We start from the raw sequence: 20,137 nt of genomic DNA, 5'->3' as shown, positions 1-20,137 counted from the left end.
TGATTTATTGATTTTTAAGGTTGCAAATATACAATTAAAAATTTACTGTGCAATCCCTATTTTCAAAAATATTCATTACTGTTTACAGCTTGTATTTCAGGGGTTTTTACAACAATTAGACAGCATCGGATGTAAAAGACTGTTAAAACAGATCATCATTTATAAATCGTAACGAAAATAACTTATTTTTGATGTAACGATTTGGTTCATCCCTGTACTAATCTAAAATAATCTCAATTTATTAATCCCTTTTTATGAAAAAAACAATAATGGCATTAGGAGCAGCACTTATGTTAACAGGAGTTAGTTCAGCTCAAAAGGTAGCTTTCGAAGAATTCGATTTAGATAACGGCATGCATGTTATATTACATAACGATCCTTCTGCACCTGTAGTAATTACATCGGTTATGTACCATGTAGGTTCAAAAGATGAAAATCCTGACAGAACCGGATTTGCACACTTTTTCGAACATTTGTTGTTCGAAGGAACACAGAACATCAAAAGAGGTGAATGGTTTAAAATTGTAACTTCAAACGGAGGAACCAACAATGCCAACACATCTGATGACAGGACGTATTATTTTGAAGTTTTCCCTTCTAATAACCTGGAGCTTGGTTTATGGATGGAATCTGAACGTCTAATGCACCCGGTAATCAATAAAATTGGTGTTGACACTCAGAATGAAGTCGTAAAAGAAGAAAAACGTTTAAGAGTTGATAACCAGCCTTATGGAAATTTAATTGCACAGGTTAAAAAAAATATGTTTACCGTACATCCGTATAGATGGACTACTATTGGATCAATGGATCATTTAGACGCCGCTACTTTAGAGGAATTTCAGGCATTTAATAAAAAATTCTACGTTCCTAACAATGCTGTTTTAGTAGTAGCAGGTCAGTTGGATATTCCTCAGACGAAAAACTGGATCAAAAAATATTTCGGGGCAATTCCAAGAGGAGCTGATATCAAAAGGAACACTTATACAGAGGAGCCAATAACGCAACCTAGAAAAGCCACATACGAAGACCCGAATATTCAAAAAGAAATGGTTGTTGCCACCTATAGAACACCATCAATGAAAACGCGTGAAGCCAGGGTTCTGGATATGGTTTCATCTTATTTAAGTGATGGGAAAAGCTCTAAATTGTACAAAAAAATTGTTGATGATAAAAAAATGGCACTACAAATAGGTGCTTTCAATTATTCTCAGGAAGACTATGGAATGTATATTTTATACGGAATGCCACAAGGAAAGTTTACGTCTGCAGATCTAATTTCTGAAATTGATGCTGAAATTGTAAAACTTCAAAACGAATTAATCTCAGAAACAGATTTACAAAAATTAAAAAATAAATTTGAGAACAACTACGTAAACAGTAATGCCACAGTTGAGGGTGTTGCTGAAAATTTAGCTTCTTATTACATGCTCTATGGCGATGTAAATCTTATTAATACAGAAATTGAAATTTTCCGTTCTGTAACGAGAGAAGAAATTAGAGACATTGCAAAGAAATATCTGAATCCAAACCAAAGATTAATTCTTGACTATGTTCCTGCAAAAGACAAAGCTGAAAATAAACAATAACGGAGACTCATGAAAAAAATATTAATTATAGCAATCAGCTTGTTTTTAACATTGACTATGCAAGCACAAAACAGAACGCAACCGAAACCAGGACCTGCTCCTTCTATAAAAATTAAAAAACCAGTATCCTTTGTTTTACCAAACGGCCTTAAAGTATTGGTGGTAGAAGATCATAAATTACCACGAATATCTTATAACCTGACTTTGGACAATGCTCCATATGCCGAAGGAAATAAAAAAGGGGTAGAAGATCTAACAGGCAGCCTGATTGGAAACGGATCATTGAAAACTTCAAAAAATGCATTTAACGAAGAAATTGATTTTCTGGGAGCTGAAATAAGTTTTTATTCTTCGGGCGCATATGCAAGCGGGTTATCAAAATATTCGAAAAGAATTCTGGAATTAATGTCAGAAGGTGCCCTGAATCCAAATTTTACTCAGGAAGAATTTGAAAAAGAAAAAGAAAAATTAATTGAAGGGTTAAAAACTCAGGAAAAAAGTGTTACCGTTGTAGCCGGAAGAGTTGAAAATGTTTTGGTTTTCGGAAAAAACGATCCGAGTGGAGAATATCTTTCTGAACAAACCATTAATAATGTTACACTTTCTGATATAAAAGCGAACTATGCCTCCTATTTTGTTCCTGAAAAAGCGTACTTAGTAATTATAGGTGATGTAAACTTTAAGGAAATTAAAAAATCTGTTGAAAGTTTATTTAGTTCATGGAAAAAATCAAAAGCGCCTCAATCAACTTATCCGGAGCCAAAAAATGCAGATAAAACACAAATTAATTTTGTAGATATGCCAAATGCAGTCCAATCTGAAATTGCATTGGTAAATACGGTAAATTTAAAATTATCAGATCCTGATTACTTTCCTGTAATTGTTGCTAATCAGGTATTAGGGGGCGATTTTAATAGTTATCTGAACATGAATTTACGTGAAGCGCATGGCTGGACATATGGTGCGCGTTCTTCTGTTGGCACAAGCAAATACGGAGTAAGCAAATTCAAAGCTAATTCGCAAGTACGTAATGCAGTTACAGACAGTGCTGTAGTAGAATTCATCAAGGAAATAAAAAGAATCAGATCTGAAAAAGTTACTGATGAAGCCCTAAGCAATGTTAAAGCAGGATATGTAGGTAAATTTGTTATGCAGGTTGAAAAACCACAAACTATCGCCCGCTATGCACTAAATATAGAGACTGAAGGCTTACCTGCTGATTTTTACGAAAATTACATCAAAAACATTCAGGCAGTAACTTCTGATGATGTTTTGAGAGTAATGAAAAAATATGTCCTTGAAGACAATATGAGAATTATAGTTACCGGAAAAGGCTCTGAAGTGCTCCCTGGTTTGGAAAAATTAAAAATTCCAATTTCTTATTTTGATAAATTTGGAAATCCTATCGAAAAACCTGTTGTAAAAAAAGAAATTCCTGCCGGAATTACTGCAAAAAGTGTTTTTGACAATTACATCAAAGCAATTGGTGGAGAAAAAGCAGTTTCCGGAGTTAAAACTCTTGCCATGAATGGTTCAACTACCATTCCTCAGGCACCAGGGCCATTGACTTTTACTTCTAAACTGGATGCAAAAGGAAAAATGTTAGTTTCTCTTTCTATGGGAGGAATGAGTTTAATGAAACAGGTTGTAAATGAAAAAGGTGCTTACATCGAACAGCAAGGACAGAAAAAAAATCTTGAAGGCGCTGATTTAGTAGAAATGAAAGCCAGCGCAACACCTTTTGAAGAATTACAATTAAGAAAAAATACTACCTTAAAAGTGGATGGAATAGAAGCAATAAATGGAAGCGATGCTTATGTCATAAAAGATGGTAAGACCACTTACTATTATGATGTAAAATCAGGTCTTAAGGTAGCGGAATCCAAAGTAAGAGAACAAGGAGGACAATCTATGACCCAAATAACCAATTTTAATGACTACAAAGAAGTAAAAGGAGTAAAAGTTCCTTTTAATATTGTGCAAAATGTAGGTTTTGAATTGGATATTAAAATGTCGGATATTAAAATCAACGAAGGAGTTTCTGATGCTGATTTTCAATAAAAAGAAATAGATCTTTAGATTAAAGGCTGTCGTAATTGACAGCCTTTCTTTTATTATTATTTTACTTTTTAGCCGATAAATACACTCCGATCAGAATAACAAAAGCGCCAAAAAACTGAATGGATGTCAGCATTTCATTGTCCAGTAATCCCCAGAAAAAAGCTACTATCGGAATGATGTAAGTTACCGATGTAGCAAATACAGGCGAAGACATTTGTATTAATTTAAAAAACAAAATATTGGCAATTCCGGTCCCAAGGACACCTAAAATTATTACATATCCAATAGAGTACTGTGTTACTTCGAAGTTTATTTTTTGAGTAAAATCTGTAAAGCTCAAAATTACCAAGGCAGGTAAAAGCAAAATAGCAAAATTTCCTGTTGTGATGCTCAGTGAATTCAAATCAGATAAATATTTCTTGATTAAATTTACATTTACGGCATAACAAAGGCTTGCTATTACTACCAAAGTAAGATAATAATAATTTTGTCCTGATTGGCTGGAATCACCATTAAAAACCAACAAGAGGCAACCCATTAATCCAATAAAAACACCTAAAACCTGTCGTTTTTGAAACTGAATTCCAAATGCAATTATTCCCAAAACTAATGTATTCAAAGGTGTGAGAGAATTTAAAATTGCAACAATAGAGCTATTGACCTGAGTTTCTGCAATAGCAAAAAAGAAAGCCGGAATAAAAGTCCCAAAAACAGAAGTGAGACCAATAAACTTCCATTGATGGCGGGATATTTTCCTTAAACTTGAAAAGCCAATAAGAAGTAAAAATACACCGGCAAAAATAATGCGGAGTGACCCCACCTGAATTGCGGTTAGGCCAACCAACCCTCTTTTAATTAAAATAAAGGAGCTTCCCCATATAAGTGAAAGCACTATCAAATAAAGCCACTTCAATTGTTTTACATCCATAAATATCATTTTCATACAAATTTGTAATAATTTTATGAACTGACCTTTGCTTTTTCATTAATTTTGCCAAAGAAGATTCACTTTAAATTTAAATATCTATGATAATGAAATTCACAAAAACAATAGCTGCATTAGCAATTGCAGGTTTAGTATTCGTAAGCTGTAAAAAAGAAGAAGACAAAAGTTTAGCTGTGGCAAATGCTGAAAAAACTACTGCAAAAGAACACAAGGCAATTGCTGCTGAAAATGTACAAACAGCCAGTTTTTCAATTGAAGGAATGACTTGCGCAGTTGGATGTGCCAAAACGATTGAAAAGGAATTGTCAAATCTTGAAGGTGTAGAAAAAGCAACGGTGGATTTTGATAAAAAGACAGCTATAGTTGTATTTGATAAAACTCTTCAAAATTCGGAAAACTTAACCAAAGTTGTTCAGGAAACCGGAGACGGAAAAACATATAAGGTTTCTAATATGAAATCGTAACTACAGAATATTTTAAACATAAAAAAAGCATTCAGTTGAATGCTTTTTTTATGTTTAATTATGACTGATTATTTCCACTTTAATGTTTCCATCAATCTCTGCATGTCATTTTTGATATAGCTTGCTGCCGGCATAATCGAATCAAAATTAGGTTTTGCATAAAAATAAACCGATCCGGTGATGAAATGTTTTGTACTGTCTGTCACATAAAATTGTGAGTTTGTCGCAGCATTCCCATTTACCTGATAAAACATTCCATACACCTTTTTTTGTGGGTTTAAATAAGGTTGTTCTAATATATCATCCGCTTTTATAACATGCTCATAGGTTAATTTCTGAGCATCCCTGAGTAATTTTTCGATATTATTGTTTACAGGTTTATAGGTTAGATAAATTGTCGCCTTCATTTTTGGATAAGTTATAGCAAATCCACATTCCTTTTCTCCCTTAATAATTGCTTTTTCATTCATTTGAAAAGAAAAAGGGCATGTGTTTTCAAAATCAACATACTTAGCCTCTGGGTAATCAAGCCTCAAAAAACCTGCTGGCTTCGGCAATACATCATCCTTACAACTTGCTAAAGTGAGCACTAGTAAAATGATGATGATTGAGTTTATTGTTTTAAACATGATTATTCTATTGTTACTTTTATTTGTTTTACGCGCTTTTTATCTACTGTCTCAATAGTGAAAATACAGTTTTCAAAAGTTATTTTTTGATCCTTTTTAGGGAAATTTCCCAAAATCTCTAAAATAAATCCAGCAAGAGTTTCGGCTTCCCCTTTGTGAGAATCAAAAACATCCTCATCAACAGCTACAATTCTGTAAAAATCTTTCATGTTGATTTTACCTTCAAAAAGATAATTTTTATCATCAATCTGAGAGAAATTCAAATGTTCATCATCAAATTCATCACTTATATCGCCGACTATCTCTTCGATTACATCCTCTAAAGACACCAATCCGGATGTTCCCCCGTATTCATCAACCACAATTGCCAGGTGACTTTTAAGGTTTTGAAAATCCTTCAGCAGATTATCCAGTTTTTTATTTTCAGGAACGAAAAAAGCCTCTCTTACTAAAGAAGTCCAGTCAAATTCTTTTTTATCTATGTGTGGTAATAAATCCTTTACGAATAAAACGCCTTCAATCTGATCAATATTATCCCGATAAACAGGAATTCTTGAAAAACCCTTTTCGATAATTTTTGGATAAATTACTGAAAATGATTCCGATATCTCTAAGGCAAAAATATCAATCCTCGGACTCATTACTTGTTTCGTATCTGTATTTCCAAAAGAAACAATCCCTTCAAGGATTTTTTGCTCTTCGCTTGATGTTCCTTCCGAATCTGTTAATTCTAAAGCTTGTGAAAGCTGATCTACAGAAAAATTATTTTTTTGTTTTCCGAATTTTTCATGCAGGTACAGCGTAATTTTTCGCATAGGTAAACTAATCGGGGAAAATAATGTGTCTAAAAATGCAATTGGATAGACTACACGTTCTACAAATTTTACATTATTACGTGTTGCATAAACTTTAGGAAGAACTTCTCCAAACAATAAAATCATAAATGTAACTAAGGTAACTTCCAGAGTAAATTTGAAGGCAGGCGAGTTAACATTGTCAAAAATATTTCTTCCGGCAAAAGAGAATAAAACCACAACACCAATATTAGCTAAGTTATTGGTTACTAATAATGTTGCCAGAAGTTTTTTTGGCTTTTCTAAAAGTTTAGAAATTATTTTTCCTTTATGAGAATTTTCCAGTAAGGCATTGTCAAGATCTTTCTGTGATAAGGAGAAAAAAGCAACTTCAGCACCTGAAACAATTGCAGATAGAAATAATAAAAAAAATATTCCGACAAAACCAATAATTATAGTAGTGTCTAATAATGCTGTATTAAAAAATAAACTGGGCTCCGGGTCCAAATCAGAAAGAATTAGTTAAACAATTAAAAAGGCAAATCATTAATAGGCAAGCCTTCGTTATTGGCATCAAAGTTAGTATTTTTTACCGATTCAGAATCATGGTTTTGTTTGTGATTTCCTGTTTCCTTTTTTGTTGTGAGGAAAGTAAATTCGGTTACCTGAATTTCAGTTGTATGCTTAGTTACTCCGTCTTCTGCCTGCCATTGACGTGATTTTATTCGGCCTTCAATATATATTTTATCTCCTTTTGATAAATATTTTTCGCAAATTTCGGCTGCTTTATTGCGTACTACCAAATTATGCCATTCTGTAGATGTTATTTTTTCATTAGTCGTTTTATTGATATAAACTTCATTAGTAGCTAACTGAAAACGGCCAATACAATTTCCACCATCAAAATAATGCATTTTTATATCATCCCCCAGATGACCAATCAACATCACTTTATTTAATGTTCCGTTCATATTATATCATTTGTAGTTATATCAAAGATACATTTTTTCCTGACACTTTATTTCAAGAAGCTTATAAAATTAAAAACGATTATGAGAAAAAGAAACATATGTTTTTATAATTTAAATCTTCCTAAAAAAAACAATAAAACCGAATCCCAATAAAGTTTTGTAAATATAAAAAATAGACTATTTTTATAATAAATTACTTATGAGAAAGATAGAATTAGTTAGTTGTCACAGAATGCCCGAAAGATCTTTTTTCTACAAAGGAAAACAGTTTCCTATGTGTGCAAGATGTACCGGAATCTATGTGGGCTATTTTATTTTTATTCCTCTTTTATGGTTTATAAAAATTGATATTTACTGGGCACTTTTATCAATTTTGCCTACAGTTATTGACGGTCTTACACAGGCATACTGTAGTAGAGAAAGCAATAATTTCCTTCGATTTTCTTCTGGTTTGCTCGCAGGATATGGTTTAGCAGGGTTATCAGATTTCATTGCGTATTGGATCGTATTTTTCTTTAATTATATATTTTTTAATCACTAATAAACAAACATTATGTCAGAAGAGAACTCAAACTTTAATGAATTTGAAAACAATGGTAAATCACAGGAAGATTTAAATACAGGCCTAAAAGTATTATCTTTTTGTATTCCGCTTGCAGGAGCAATTATTTATTTCGTAAAAAAAGACAATGAGCCTAAAGCAGCTAAATCAGCTTGTACTTTGGCTTTAATTGGCCTTGCTGTTGGGATTGTTGTGAGAATAATTCAATATGCATCAGCTGGAATATAATGTAAAAAAATAGGGCTTCTTAACTGCAAGCCCTTTACATTTTTTCGATAAAATTATGAATCACAATCGGAAAAGGAAATGTTTTTAAATCCTGTTTATTTATACCATTTTCAATTTGATCCTTTATTTTTATCTTCCAAAACTGAATATGTAAATGCTGATGGGATAGCTTATGGATTAAAGTCGCATCAGAACATTCTTCTATACTATTGATTTTATATTGAGAAAAAAAAGCGTCCTGAACAGCTTTTGAAACAAAATTAAAATCGGCAATTTCAGTAGTTTCAAGCAATGGAAATTCATATAAATTATGCCAAATCCCTTTTGAGGTACGTTTTTGGATTACAGTATTACCTAAAACATCTTCTAAAACCAGATAATTAAAAAATCGGTTTGTGATTTTTAATTTCTTGGATTTTACAGGTAATAACGCCACTTTATTTTTTTGCAATGCAAAACAGCTTCCATTAAAGACACAAACTGAACAAACAGGATTTTTAGGAACACATTGCATTGCGCCAAATTCCATTATCGCCTGATTGAAGATTGCAGGATTATCTTTCGGGATTAATTCCTGGGCGAGTGCGGTAAATTCTTTTTTGGTAGCGGGCTGAGAAATATCGGACTCAATATCAAAATAACGCGATAAGACCCTAAATACATTTCCATCAACAACCGGAACAACTTCATTATAAGAAAAAGAGGCTATAGCAGCGGCAGTATATTCACCAACACCACTTAACTGCAGCAGTTCTTTATAGCTGGGCGGAAAAATTCCATTTAATTCATTTGAAATATATTGAGCTGTTTTATGTAAATTTCTGGCTCTGGAATAATATCCTAATCCCTGCCAAAGTTTTAAAACTTTCTCTTCAGTGGCGTTTGCTAAATCAAACACCGTAGGAAATTCCTTTGTAAAAGAGTAATAATAGGGCATTCCCTGAGCAACCCTAGTCTGTTGTAACATAATTTCTGATAGCCAGATATGATACGGATTGGTCGTATTTCGCCATGGCAAATCACGTTTGTTTTGTAAATACCAATCTATCAATATGTTATAAAATTCCATCTTTAAATACTTAAAATACAAAAGTAAATGTTTATGTAATTAAAATTTAACGAATTAGCTTGATTAATTATTTTTTTAATTCCTATATTTGCAAACTCAAAAAAATAGTACATCATTTATAAAATAAAAACAGGAAGAAAATGACGAAAGCAGATATCGTAGCAAAAATTTCAGAGAAACTAGGACTTGAAAAAGGAGACGTTCAGGCAACAGTAGAAACTTTTATGGAAGAAGTTAAAACTTCTTTGGAAACTGGTGACAATGTTTACTTAAGAGGTTTTGGAAGTTTTATCGTAAAAACCAGAGCTGAAAAAACAGGAAGAAACATCTCTAAAAATACCACAATTAAAATTCCTGCACACAACATTCCTGCTTTTAAACCTGCAAAAGTTTTTGTAGAAGGAGTTAAAACGAATAACGAAGCAAAATAATACTATTAATTAATCATAAAATCGATACGATATGCCAAGTGGTAAAAAAAGAAAGAGACATAAGGTAGCTACTCACAAAAGAAAAAAAAGAGCGAGAGCTAACCGTCACAAAAAGAAAAAGTAGTTTTAAACTACTTTTTTCTTTTTAAACGTTCATTGAAATTGAAAAAAGATGAAAGAGTAAAGAAAATAGAATATAGACGTAAAAGTCTATTCTCTTTGTTCTATTCTCTACTAATCTTATTTTCCCCGGGTTCAATACCTGTTAAATATTGTTTAATCCATCCTTGTAGAAGTTGAAAGTTTTTTAGTTACTGGCTATTGTTTTACTTTACCAACAACAAATCACCAACAACCAATCCACGGATAAAAATTTACAAATGAATAAAGAATTAATCATTCGATCTAGTTCTGATTTCGTAGATTTTGCCTTATTAAAAGATGGAAAACTAATTGAATTACACAAGGAAGAAGAGAAAAGCAACTTTCAGGTTGGTGATATTTTTATTGCCAAAATACGAAAACCCGTTGCCGGACTTAATGCTGCTTTTGTAAATGTAGGCTTCGAAAAAGATGCCTTTTTACATTATCACGATTTAGGACCTAACTTAGCTTCCCAACTGAAATTCATAAAACTTGTAAGCGCAGGTAAAATAAAAGATTTCTCCCTAAAAACCTTTCAGTTTGAAAAAGAGATTGACAAAGATGGCATCATTACTGATATTTTAAGTGCCAATCAATCTGTTTTAGTCCAAGTTGTAAAAGAACCTATATCTACCAAAGGTCCAAGAATAAGCGCTGAGCTTTCATTGGCAGGAAGATTTATTGTTCTCGTTCCGTTTTCTGACCGTGTTTCTATTTCACAAAAAATAGAAGACAAAAAAGAAAAGGATCGTCTAAAAAAACTTGTATTATCTATCAAACCAAAAGGATTTGGTGTTATTGTTCGCACAGTAGCCGAAGGCAAAAATACAGCCGAATTAGAAAAAGATTTGCAGAACCTGCTTGGCAGATGGACTGCAATGTGTAAAAAATTACCAACTGCTCATCATCCTTCAAAAGTATTAGGAGAGCTCAACAGGGCTTCTTCGATATTAAGAGATGTTTTTAATGATACCTTTAGCGGTATCCAAATAGATGATGAAGAGTTGTACCATCAGACGAAGGATTATCTGCAGGAAATTGCACCTTCAAAACAATCAATTGTGAAGTTTTATCAATCAAACGACACTCCGATTTTTGAGAAATACAATATAGAGAGACAAATCAAAACTTCTTTTGGAAGAACGGTTTCTATGAGCAAAGGCGCTTATCTTATTATTGAACACACTGAAGCTCTTCACGTTATAGACGTAAACAGCGGAAACCGTTCTAATAAGGCGACTAATCAGGAAGATACTGCCATGGAAGTCAATATGATTGCTGCCGCTGAAATTGCCAGACAATTGCGTTTGCGTGATATGGGCGGAATAATTGTAATTGATTTTATCGATATGTCTAATCCTGAAAACAGGAAGGTTTTGTTCGACTTCCTGCGAGAAGAAATGAGCGATGATAAAGCAAAGCATAAAATCTTACCGCCTAGTAAATTTGGCCTGGTTCAAATCACAAGACAACGCGTAAGACCAGAAGTTAATATCAAAACCAGAGAAGAAGATCCAAACAATGAAAACGGCGAAATCGAAGCGCCAATTTTAATCATTGATAAAATCGCACTGGATTTAGACAGAGTTTTAAAAACCCACAAAAATGTTGTGCTTAATGTACATCCGTTTGTGGCTGCATACCTCAGTAAAGGTTTTCCATCCTTACGTTCAAAATGGTTTTTTGAGCATAAGAAATGGGTGAAAATCATACCTCGTGACGCTTACACGTACTTAGAATATCATTTCTACGATAAAAAAGGAAATGCTATCAAAGAATAATAAAAAACCGCCTCTCGGAAGAAAGGCGGTTTTTTTATGCTTATTTGCGGGTAAATCTCGTCTTCAGAATCTGGAATTTGGATTTTTAAAATTGGAACTTGTTTTTATTAGGAGCAATTTCCAGCTATACGCTTGTATCTTTTCCTTGCTAAAAGATCAAGAAAAAGGATACCGCTCCTATCTGGGCTAGACTTTTATTTTCATAAGAGTATCAATGTTTCAAAAGACACTTTTGTTTTTTGAAATTTAAAAATTGGTGTTTTACCTTAATTTACTCTCTCACAATTTCAATTTTTCTTCTTATTTCATTCCCAAAAGCATCCACAACCGTAATATAATGTACTCCCGAAGTAGGTGTGATTGGCAATTCATGGAATGTTTTAGTAGTTGCTTTATAAACATCATCGACATACCAAAACAATTCCTTATCCCTTTCGGAATAAGCTACTTTCAAAATAACTGGCTGCACTTCGCTGTTAAAATTTTTTGTCAAATAAATTTTGCTATTCGCCTTTGGATAAATAAAATCCATTGTTTTAGATTGAATTCCTTCGCAACCTTCTTTAAATGGAGGCAAAGGCAGATATTCAATATGCTGGCTTTTGTAATACCAGGCCATGACAGGAGGTAAAACAAACCAGCTTTTAGAGATGATATTATCGACACTTTCACAGCTGCTATTGACCTGAAAACGCTCCAATTTATCTAAGTGAACCTTTTTATGATACGGACAAACTACTGTCGATTTACCTTTTTTAGAAACCCATTGCTTGATTTTCGGACAATCTTCTTTTGCCAAATAACCACTCAAACGGCAAACGGCAACATTTTCTAAATCTTTATAAGGCGTTTCAAACCATTTTTGCCTTGGCAATAAATTAAAAACATCAAATAAAATGGGTGCTGCACTTGTAACTCCTGTTAAAGTTGGCCTTCCCTCGCCTGTTGCATTTCCAACCCAGATTCCAACCACATATCTTGAATTTGTGCCAATTGCCCATGCGTCCCTGTTTCCAAAACTGGTTCCGGTTTTCCAGGCGATTTTCAGTGAGCTGTCATAAAATTTCCAGGCTTCATCGCCTTCTGGCCGGTTTACTTCTTCCATTGCATTATACGTTAACCAAATTGCTCCCGCTCCCATTATATTCTTTTGATCAGTTTCTGAACCAAAATCGGTTTCAAAATCATTTTTATAATTCAGCTCTGCAAATTCTTTTGTACGATACGTTGCCCGATTTTTAGTGTAATAATTCACTGTTGAAGATAACCCTGCGTACGTTCGGCATAAATCCCACAAATTACTTTCTGCACCTCCTAAAATAAGTGATAATCCATAGTGATCCGGTGTTTTATTAATGTCTCTCAATTTAAACTTTTGCAATTCTTCATAAAACTTATTCACGCCAAAATCCTGTAGCATCAAAACTGCCGGAATGTTCAGCGATCGCGACAATGCCCGATGCGCGGGAACAGCGCCGTCAAAAGTGAGATTAAAATTTTGCGGTGTATATCCTGCTATTTGTGTTGGTACATCGGCCACTAAAGTGTTTGGTAATAATTCGCCATCGTCAAGCATTCCGGCATATAAAAGCGGTTTCAAGATACTTCCGGTGCTTCTAGGCGCATCGATGATATCAACATCTTTTTGGTGATTATTATCTGTTGGAGAATTTCCAACATAACTCATCACATTTCTATTAGAAACATCAATTACCAAAATTGCCAAATTATGTACTTCATTCTGCTTATATTGGTTGTAATAATATTTAGCAATTTGATTCACTCTATTCTGCAACGCATAATCTATTGAGGTTTTTACACGGGTTCCTTCTTCATTTTTTGCCACTCTTTGCAATAAATGAGGTGCAATATGAGGAAGATCATAAGGTTTTTGTGGTAACGGTTCTTCAACCGAAAGTTCATAAGTCTGCTTGTCGATTATTCCTTCCTGATGTAATTTCAGCAAAAGTCGGTTGCGTTTATTCAATAACTTTATTTGATTCTTACCTGGATAAATCAAACTTGGAGCATTTGGCAAAACGGCCAATGTCGCATTCTCAGCCCAGGACAACTGATTTGACTGTACTCCAAAATACCTCCAGGATGCCATTTCTAAGCCAACGACATTCCCTCCAAAAGGAGCGTGAGCAGCATACATCTCTAAAATCTCATTTTTAGAATAACCCAATTCTAAACGGGTTGCGAGAATAATTTCAATTAATTTTTCAAAATAGGTTCTTCCTTTTCCTTTTCGGGATAAGCGGATAACTTGCTGTGTCAGCGTACTTCCGCCCCGAACCACTTTTCCGGCTTTTCTGTTTTGTTTAATTGCATTAACCATCGATACCGGATTAAAACCGGGATGTTTATAAAAATATTCGTCTTCAAAATAGACAATGCATTTTTTGAATTTATCCGGAACGCTATCCTGAGCAGGAAAACGCCATTGTCCGTCATCGGCTATTTTCGCACCAAGCAATTCTCCTTCTTTACTTTCGATTACCGTAGAATAGGGTTCCTGAAACAAAGTTCGCGGTATGGAGAAATAATAAATCAGCAAGAGTATAAATGCAATTGCTGATTTTATTTTATTCTTTTTTATCCAGTTTATAATGCGTTGTGAAAACGCTATTAATTTATTTTTCAAAACAATTTTGGTTTAGCCCACGGATTGTGTGGATTAAAGGGTTCTGCCGATCAAATTTAACATTCTCCAATAAAACAATCCGTGTAAATCTGTTAAAACCGTTTAATCCGTGAGCCAATTTATCTTTACTTCACAACCTCAACCCAGAATCCTTTAGTTCTGGCTAAAAACGTATTGTCATACATGGCTTCACATTGCAAACCTGGCAGATAATAATTCCCCAAATAAGAAGCATTCAACAAAATTCTGAACACTTTCGTTTCTCCGGCTTTCATTCCAAAATAGAAATTAGTTCTGTCGTCACGAATATCAATATAGTCGGCAGTATTATTTGTTGCGTCACCATAATCGGTAAAACGAGTATTTACGATTTCAAAACCTGAAGGAAGAATCTGTGATAAGGCCACATTTTGAACACTTTCATTTCTTTGATTTCGTATCGTTACTTCAGCAATAAATTCGGTTCCCTGATTAATTTTAGCAACATTGATAACACCTCCTTTTCTGTTTTTGAAAACAATAGAAGCCGAAACATCACTTTCAATTGCTTTCTCTTGCCCAATAGGCAATATCCCTGTGTTCAGTACACGAACGTATACTGTATTGTTTTTATTGTTTTTCAGCGTTACGCTATTAGCGCCTGTCTGAACAGCTAAACTTCTGTCTGCAACTGTTTTTTGAGTATTAATTGTCTGGGCTTTTCCATTTTTGCTAAACTGGATATTAATTCCTTTTGGTCCGTTACTAGCCGCAAATTTAGACATTGCATAAAGGCAATAAGCCGTAGTTTGTGTACTCATCCACTCATTATTTGACATTTGTTTGGCTAATTTTGCAGCCATTACAAATGCTTTTTGTTTTTGTCCTAAAAGCAGCATTGTTTCCAGAGCCATTGCTCTGTTTCTCTCACTGGAGCCGTAGTAATAATAGTTATAATTACTCGATTCAGCTTCAATTTTACTATGTAAAAACAAGTTCAGTCCAGCTGATTTTTGTCCCGCCAGAACATATGCCGCAGCTAAACGCAGCTTACTTTCATTGGAAATTCCTTTGGTTTCTCGTAATCTGTTCATCGAAGATAAATCGGCATTTCCGGCTAAAGCCAAAGTGTATAATCTGTAGGCCTGAGCCAAATCGTTACCATATTTAGGTTCAAAACGCCATTGTTTGGCTTCGCGTTGTTGGTACGAAATCCATTTTGATTTAAAATTTATCGGCAGAACATACCCTTTTTTCTCCGCTTCAATCAGGAAATGACCAGCATATGAAGTTCCCCAATCATCTGCAATCGCATTACCTTGCCAGTATGCCACTCCTCCATTCGACAATTGAAAACTTCCTAATCTGGTAATTCCTGCAGTAATATTTTTTTGAATGATTCCTTTGCGTGTCGGATCTAAATCGACAATATCATTCAAATATAATTGTGGAAAAACCGATGAGGTCGTCTGTTCCACACAACCATGTGGATATTGAATAAGATATTGCAATCTTCCATTCAGATTCATTGTTGGCATTGACGAAACCTCTAATCTTGCCTTATTGCTTCCTGAAACTCCGAATGTTTTCCATGAAATATTTTTAGTACTGTTTGGAGGCAAAATAACATCGGTAAACGTATTCGTAACCGGATTCGGATTCGTCATGTCAATTTCGACATCATAGACCGATTTCTCTTTTCCGGAAGTAGCAATAACCTGCACTTTAGCAATTCCGGTTGCGGAACCAACGACTAAATTAAAATACGCCATTTTTTCATCAGGCTGAGCAAAAGCCAACGATTGCGTTGCGCTTCCCATTACTTTTAAACCCTTGCTTGTTTTGATCTGAATAGAAACTTTTTTGATGTTATTTTCCGTTGCAAAAACAGTAACTGGAATCGTCACTTTTTCTGAAGGAGAAATTTTTCTCGGCAATGAAGCCAAAACCATCAATGGACTTTTAACCGGAGTTGCTTTTTCAACACTTCCGTAAGCGCTTGTATTCGCATCACCGGCAACCACCATAGTTCGGACAGAACCAATATATTTCGGCAGTTTTAACTGATGTGATTTCGTTTGCCCTTTTTCTAATTTAAAGGGACCGTAATACAATACCACTGGCTTGAATCGGTTGGCTTTTTTAGCTTTTCCACCACCTAAATCCTGATCCCCGCCAATACTAAAAATCTGATTTATTTTTCCGCCATACGCGCCTATTACATCGTCATAAATATCCCAGGTTTTAACTCCTAAAGCTTCACGAACATAAAAGCTATCCCAGGCGTTTGGTGTTTTAAAACGTGTTAAATCGAGCAAACCTTCATCAACAACTGCAATCGTATACGTCATTTCTTTTCCTGTTTTTTCTCCCACTTTTACCGTAAAAGTCTGCTCAGGTTTTAAAACATCAGGCATTGAAAGTGTTGGAGCCAAAATGGTGTTTTTATCCACCACCTCTATCGGAACAATTCCGTACATACGAATTGGCGAATCGTTTTTCGTTGAAGCATGTGGCTGTAATAATGTAATATTGAAATACACATTTGGAGCCATTGCTGAAGTTATCGGGACCTCAACTTTTGTTTCTCCTTTTTGTGTTTTTGCCCAAATTGTCTGTACCACTTTTGATCCGTTTTCTATAGAAATCAAAGCGCGTCCGCCTTCACTTGAAGGGAAAGAGATTTGCGCTTTCTCCCCTACAGCGTAATTCTTTTTATCTGTAGAAAAAACCAACATATTGGCTGTAGAAGCATCTCTGTTACGTGTTTTTCCAGACCAGATTGGCCAGTCTATATTTACCGTTAAAGCAGTTGAATGACCATCTGTATTATCTGAAACACGGATCAAATAACGTCCCCATTCTTCATCAGCTAACGAAAACTGAACAGTTCCTTTTCCGCTGGAATCGGTATTGATTACAAATGTTTTGTATGAAGTAGTAGCGTTCGAAGAATTATAATTGGATAAATTATCGCTCGAGGCATCCCACCACCAGCGCCATTCGACTTTATACACTTTTACTTCAAGATTTCGAACCGATTTTGGTCTTCCGTTTTCATCAACCGTCACAATATCAAAACGATTGTTCGTTCTGGTTTCCAGCATTCCATATTTGTTTGGCTCTGGCGATTTAATTCCAACATAGGTTTTATAAGGTGAATAAGTTGTTGAAATCACATCTGTACTAAAATCTCCTCCTTCTTCATATACTTTTGTAATGAACGAAGCACGAAGCATTCCAGGCGCCTGACCTTGCAATTGTGGCTCAATATTTACTGAAGCCTTTCCGCTTTCATTTAATTTTCCCGAGAAAACATTAATTTCTTCTGAGCTAAACTGTCGTACTAAATCATCAAAACTAAATTTCTCATACCCTTTAAAAGTGGTTGTTTGCGGAGAAAATTTTGCCTGCATTTCTACATTTAGATTTTTAGCAATGGCTCCGTGAAGCCATGTTACTTCAAGATTATCTGTATTTGGATAAGAAGATGAAAGTGTTTTTCTGGTAAATGTATTTTTTATTTTTAAACGGTTCGGTTTGATCGTTTCAATTTTGATGCTTTTGTAAAATTTGGCTCCGCCTACGCTGACCATTGCTTCCCAATTTCCAGTTGGCGCATCAGCACTTGTTGGAACGGTAAAAGAATAATGATTTAATTCATTTGTTTTCTGAACAGTCTGGTAAATGGTTTTTCCATTGGGATCATTCAATCTGAATTTGATTGGATGCGATTTTGGAAGTTTATTCGAAGCATCGTTTAAAATGAAAGACAAATACAGATTATCGCCCGGACGCCAAACTCCTCTTTCTCCATAAATAAATCCTTTTAAACCTTTTTGCAGAGCTTCGCCGGCTACATCAAAATTACTGACAGATAAGGAAAGTCCGTCATCCAATTTTACGTAAGTCGACTGACCCCCTAAAGAGACTATAGCAAAATAAGCAAATTTATCAAGTTGAAAAGATGCAATTCCTTCACTATCAGTACTGCCGGTTGTAATCTTTTGCTGTTGAAAATTATACAGATCAATTCTGGCATTCGAAATTGGTTCAGTAGTTACAATATTGTTTATGGCAAACAAGTACGATTTATTTTCACCTCTTTTTGCAATTACACCTAAATCTGTTGCCAGTATATTCGTGGCAATCCTCGCATTGTAATAATAGGAGCCAGAACAGGGATCCTGGCTTTCTCTCCACTCATAATCATCATAATAATAATCATCGTAAGAATTACCGCTGTAGTTTATATCATTTTCATCAACTTCTTCTTCTTCTTCTTCCAGATCTGTATCTGATGTTTCACATTTATATAATGAGTATTTCTTTTTATAAACAAATTCTACTCTGTAAATCGCTCCTGGTTCTGGTTTAATGATTTTAGATAAATCTAAAGCGTAAGTATTCCATTTAGTCAGATTTACTAAAGTACTTTCCTTTAAATTAAGGGTTGTTTTGGCTATTGGCTGGGCGACTTTTTTGAGGTTTTGCCCCCCATTTAATTCATTATATTGCAGAAACTGTAAAATATTGTTTTTATAAATTTTATAAACCTTTACATCAACAGCACTTAAATTTACTGCTTCAAAATTGAGTTTTAAATTATTTGAACTTGGCAGGATTGTTCCGTTTTTAATAAAGCGGATATTTGGTTTTATCTGATCAAAAGATATTTTTTCAGAATAATTTGCTTCCATTTTTTTACCATACTGGCTTTCAATTCCCTGAAAAACTTCCAGAAGTAATTCTCCCGTTATAACTTTTTCCGGTTCTTCATCCGGAACAACTTCAACGGCATCGTCTGTGTAAGCGACTGCAGCGGTGTCAACTACGGCAGCGGCAGAATCGACAACAACAGCGGCAGAATCAACAGTAATAACGTCAGGTTCTTCCTGAACAATAACCGGTGCAGGTTCTTCTTTTTTAGGGGCTGTTTCGTTTGTAAAATATACTTTAAGCAAATTTCCCTGTGTAGAAAATTTCAAATTATTAGTGTTCTGAATCGAAACTAACCCTTTAAAATCCTGTCCCTTTTCTAAAGGTTCTGAAAAATTAATTAAAACTGATTGGTTGTTTCCTTCCGGAACTTCTACCTTTATAATTTTAAACTCATTTATACTGGTAATAGGAAAATCGATTTGTCCTTTTTGATCGATATCAAAATCATTCCCATCATATAAAATTTCAATATTTGTTGCTTCAGAATAACGCTGGATACTGTCAATTATAAAACGGAATTCCTTGGCAGGACCAGATGTTTTCTCAAACTTAATTTTAAGATTATTTCCTTTTTGTCTGGCTTCAACCAGTTTTTGAGCAGTTTCAAGATCAATATCATCTGCAGTTTTCAAAACGCAGTTTAAGTATTGATATTCTTTACTGTACGATTGAAGATCAGCTGTATTTATCGTAAAATCCTGTTTTATTGTTTTAACGGTAAAGTTAAATTTAGAAAGTTCTTTTTCTTTCTCTTTCGGAATTGCTGTCAGCTTGTCCAGATTTAAAGTAACCTGATATTCTGTTCCGGGTTTTAATTTTTTTTCCGGAATAAAGGCAATTGTGTTGGTTGAAAGTGCTATTACTTTTCCATGCACGCCAGGTGAAATATCAAACAAATCGTCGTCTAGTTCCTGATTAGGTTTCCAATCATTTTTATTGAAAGCCAAAACTACCCGAATATCAGAATCAGAAGAAACGATTCCGCCTGTAAAACTGGTTATATACTCTTTAAACAGTGAAAAATCTGAATTGAAGTCTGATTTTTTACTACAGCCCTGAAAAATAAAAAAAACACAAAACACGAGAAACAATCCTTTTGCTTTCACTTAGATATGGAATTAAT

14 protein-coding genes are annotated in these 20,137 nt (G+C 34.3%); 7 read left to right on the top strand and 7 right to left on the bottom strand.

The window, feature by feature from the left end; translation table 11 throughout:
- Nucleotides 1-254: 254 nt before the first annotated feature.
- Together ABI657_RS02605 and ABI657_RS02600 are read left to right on the top strand one after the other, a co-directional pair.
- Entirely contained in the window at nucleotides 255-1,586 is a 1,332-nt protein-coding gene (locus tag ABI657_RS02605; protein WP_348095678.1) for a pitrilysin family protein, read from the top strand.
- A 9-nt stretch (nucleotides 1,587-1,595) separates the two neighbouring features.
- A complete protein-coding gene (locus ABI657_RS02600; protein WP_348095677.1) occupies nucleotides 1,596-3,647 on the top strand; it encodes a pitrilysin family protein in 2,052 nt (683 codons plus the stop codon).
- A 61-nt stretch (nucleotides 3,648-3,708) separates the two neighbouring features.
- On the opposite strand, the gene ABI657_RS02595 is transcribed toward ABI657_RS02600, so the two are convergent.
- The gene (locus ABI657_RS02595; RefSeq protein WP_348095680.1) at nucleotides 3,709-4,575 is read right to left on the bottom strand and encodes a DMT family transporter; all 867 of its coding nucleotides are present in this window, start codon (nucleotides 4,573-4,575) and stop codon (nucleotides 3,709-3,711) included.
- A 104-nt stretch (nucleotides 4,576-4,679) separates the two neighbouring features.
- Here ABI657_RS02595 and ABI657_RS02590 point away from each other — a divergent pair, with 104 nt between their 5' ends.
- The gene (locus ABI657_RS02590) at nucleotides 4,680-5,057 is read left to right on the top strand and encodes a heavy metal-associated domain-containing protein (protein ID WP_348095676.1); all 378 of its coding nucleotides are present in this window, start codon (nucleotides 4,680-4,682) and stop codon (nucleotides 5,055-5,057) included.
- A 68-nt stretch (nucleotides 5,058-5,125) separates the two neighbouring features.
- Here the strand turns inward: ABI657_RS02590 and gldD are convergent, their stop codons facing one another.
- Genes gldD through ssb form a run of 3 tightly spaced genes read right to left on the bottom strand, consistent with a single transcriptional unit; the run spans nucleotide 5,126 to nucleotide 7,451 of the window.
- Nucleotides 5,126-5,686, bottom strand: coding sequence for a gliding motility lipoprotein GldD (gene gldD, locus ABI657_RS02585; protein WP_348095675.1), 561 nt, complete (start codon nucleotides 5,684-5,686; stop codon nucleotides 5,126-5,128).
- Nucleotides 5,687-5,688: 2 nt separating this feature from the next.
- Nucleotides 5,689-6,987: a gliding motility-associated protein GldE gene (locus ABI657_RS02580; protein WP_348095674.1), complete on the bottom strand. Its 1,299-nt coding sequence runs from the start codon at nucleotides 6,985-6,987 to the stop codon at nucleotides 5,689-5,691.
- 23 nt (nucleotides 6,988-7,010) lie between these two features.
- Nucleotides 7,011-7,451 (bottom strand): single-stranded DNA-binding protein, encoded by a 441-nt coding sequence (gene ssb / locus ABI657_RS02575; protein ID WP_348095673.1) that lies wholly within the window; start codon nucleotides 7,449-7,451, stop codon nucleotides 7,011-7,013.
- A 199-nt stretch (nucleotides 7,452-7,650) separates the two neighbouring features.
- On the opposite strand from ssb, the gene ABI657_RS02570 reads away from it, so the two are divergent.
- Nucleotides 7,651-7,992 carry a DUF2085 domain-containing protein gene (locus tag ABI657_RS02570; protein ID WP_348095672.1) on the top strand — a complete coding sequence of 114 codons (342 nt, stop codon included), beginning with the start codon at nucleotides 7,651-7,653 and terminating at the stop codon, nucleotides 7,990-7,992.
- Nucleotides 7,993-8,004: 12 nt separating this feature from the next.
- Nucleotides 8,005-8,241: a hypothetical protein gene (locus ABI657_RS02565; protein ID WP_348095671.1), complete on the top strand. Its 237-nt coding sequence runs from the start codon at nucleotides 8,005-8,007 to the stop codon at nucleotides 8,239-8,241.
- 34 nt (nucleotides 8,242-8,275) lie between these two features.
- Here ABI657_RS02565 and mutY read toward each other — a convergent pair whose 3' ends face one another.
- Nucleotides 8,276-9,310, bottom strand: a complete 1,035-nt coding sequence (gene mutY, locus ABI657_RS02560; RefSeq protein ID WP_348095670.1) for an A/G-specific adenine glycosylase — start codon at nucleotides 9,308-9,310, stop codon at nucleotides 8,276-8,278.
- Between the two features lie 140 nt (nucleotides 9,311-9,450).
- Between mutY and ABI657_RS02555 the strand changes: the two genes are divergently transcribed.
- Nucleotides 9,451-9,741 carry an HU family DNA-binding protein gene (locus ABI657_RS02555; RefSeq protein WP_007805026.1) on the top strand — a complete coding sequence of 97 codons (291 nt, stop codon included), beginning with the start codon at nucleotides 9,451-9,453 and terminating at the stop codon, nucleotides 9,739-9,741.
- 380 nt (nucleotides 9,742-10,121) lie between these two features.
- The gene (locus tag ABI657_RS02550) at nucleotides 10,122-11,666 is read left to right on the top strand and encodes a ribonuclease E/G (protein ID WP_348095669.1); all 1,545 of its coding nucleotides are present in this window, start codon (nucleotides 10,122-10,124) and stop codon (nucleotides 11,664-11,666) included.
- Nucleotides 11,667-11,937: 271 nt separating this feature from the next.
- Here ABI657_RS02550 and pbpC read toward each other — a convergent pair whose 3' ends face one another.
- Together pbpC and ABI657_RS02540 are read right to left on the bottom strand one after the other, a co-directional pair.
- Nucleotides 11,938-14,313 carry a penicillin-binding protein 1C gene (pbpC, locus tag ABI657_RS02545; protein ID WP_348095668.1) on the bottom strand — a complete coding sequence of 792 codons (2,376 nt, stop codon included), beginning with the start codon at nucleotides 14,311-14,313 and terminating at the stop codon, nucleotides 11,938-11,940.
- Between the two features lie 125 nt (nucleotides 14,314-14,438).
- The gene (locus ABI657_RS02540; protein WP_348095667.1) at nucleotides 14,439-20,120 is read right to left on the bottom strand and encodes an MG2 domain-containing protein; all 5,682 of its coding nucleotides are present in this window, start codon (nucleotides 20,118-20,120) and stop codon (nucleotides 14,439-14,441) included.
- Nucleotides 20,121-20,137 lie beyond the last annotated feature (17 nt).

It is taken from the genome of Flavobacterium sp. (assembly GCF_039930565.1).
Classification (GTDB): Bacteria; Bacteroidota; Bacteroidia; order Flavobacteriales; family Flavobacteriaceae; genus Flavobacterium.
This window is presented reverse-complemented; position numbering and strand designations above follow the sequence as displayed.

What these genes read in the sequence shown, in the direction of transcription:
- ABI657_RS02555 (WP_007805026.1), top strand. Translation starts at nt 9,451, where the DNA reads ATGACGAAAGCAGATATCGTAGCAAAAATTTCAGAGAAACTAGGACTT.
- ABI657_RS02550 (WP_348095669.1), top strand. Translation starts at nt 10,122, where the DNA reads ATGAATAAAGAATTAATCATTCGATCTAGTTCTGATTTCGTAGATTTT.
- ABI657_RS02570 (WP_348095672.1), top strand. Translation starts at nt 7,651, where the DNA reads ATGAGAAAGATAGAATTAGTTAGTTGTCACAGAATGCCCGAAAGATCT.
- ABI657_RS02590 (WP_348095676.1), top strand. Translation starts at nt 4,680, where the DNA reads ATGAAATTCACAAAAACAATAGCTGCATTAGCAATTGCAGGTTTAGTA.
- gldD (WP_348095675.1), bottom strand. Translation starts at nt 5,686, where the DNA reads ATGTTTAAAACAATAAACTCAATCATCATCATTTTACTAGTGCTCACT.
- ABI657_RS02565 (WP_348095671.1), top strand. Translation starts at nt 8,005, where the DNA reads ATGTCAGAAGAGAACTCAAACTTTAATGAATTTGAAAACAATGGTAAA.
- ABI657_RS02605 (WP_348095678.1), top strand. Translation starts at nt 255, where the DNA reads ATGAAAAAAACAATAATGGCATTAGGAGCAGCACTTATGTTAACAGGA.
- ABI657_RS02600 (WP_348095677.1), top strand. Translation starts at nt 1,596, where the DNA reads ATGAAAAAAATATTAATTATAGCAATCAGCTTGTTTTTAACATTGACT.
- ssb (WP_348095673.1), bottom strand. Translation starts at nt 7,451, where the DNA reads ATGAACGGAACATTAAATAAAGTGATGTTGATTGGTCATCTGGGGGAT.
- mutY (WP_348095670.1), bottom strand. Translation starts at nt 9,310, where the DNA reads ATGGAATTTTATAACATATTGATAGATTGGTATTTACAAAACAAACGT.
- ABI657_RS02595 (WP_348095680.1), bottom strand. Translation starts at nt 4,575, where the DNA reads ATGGATGTAAAACAATTGAAGTGGCTTTATTTGATAGTGCTTTCACTT.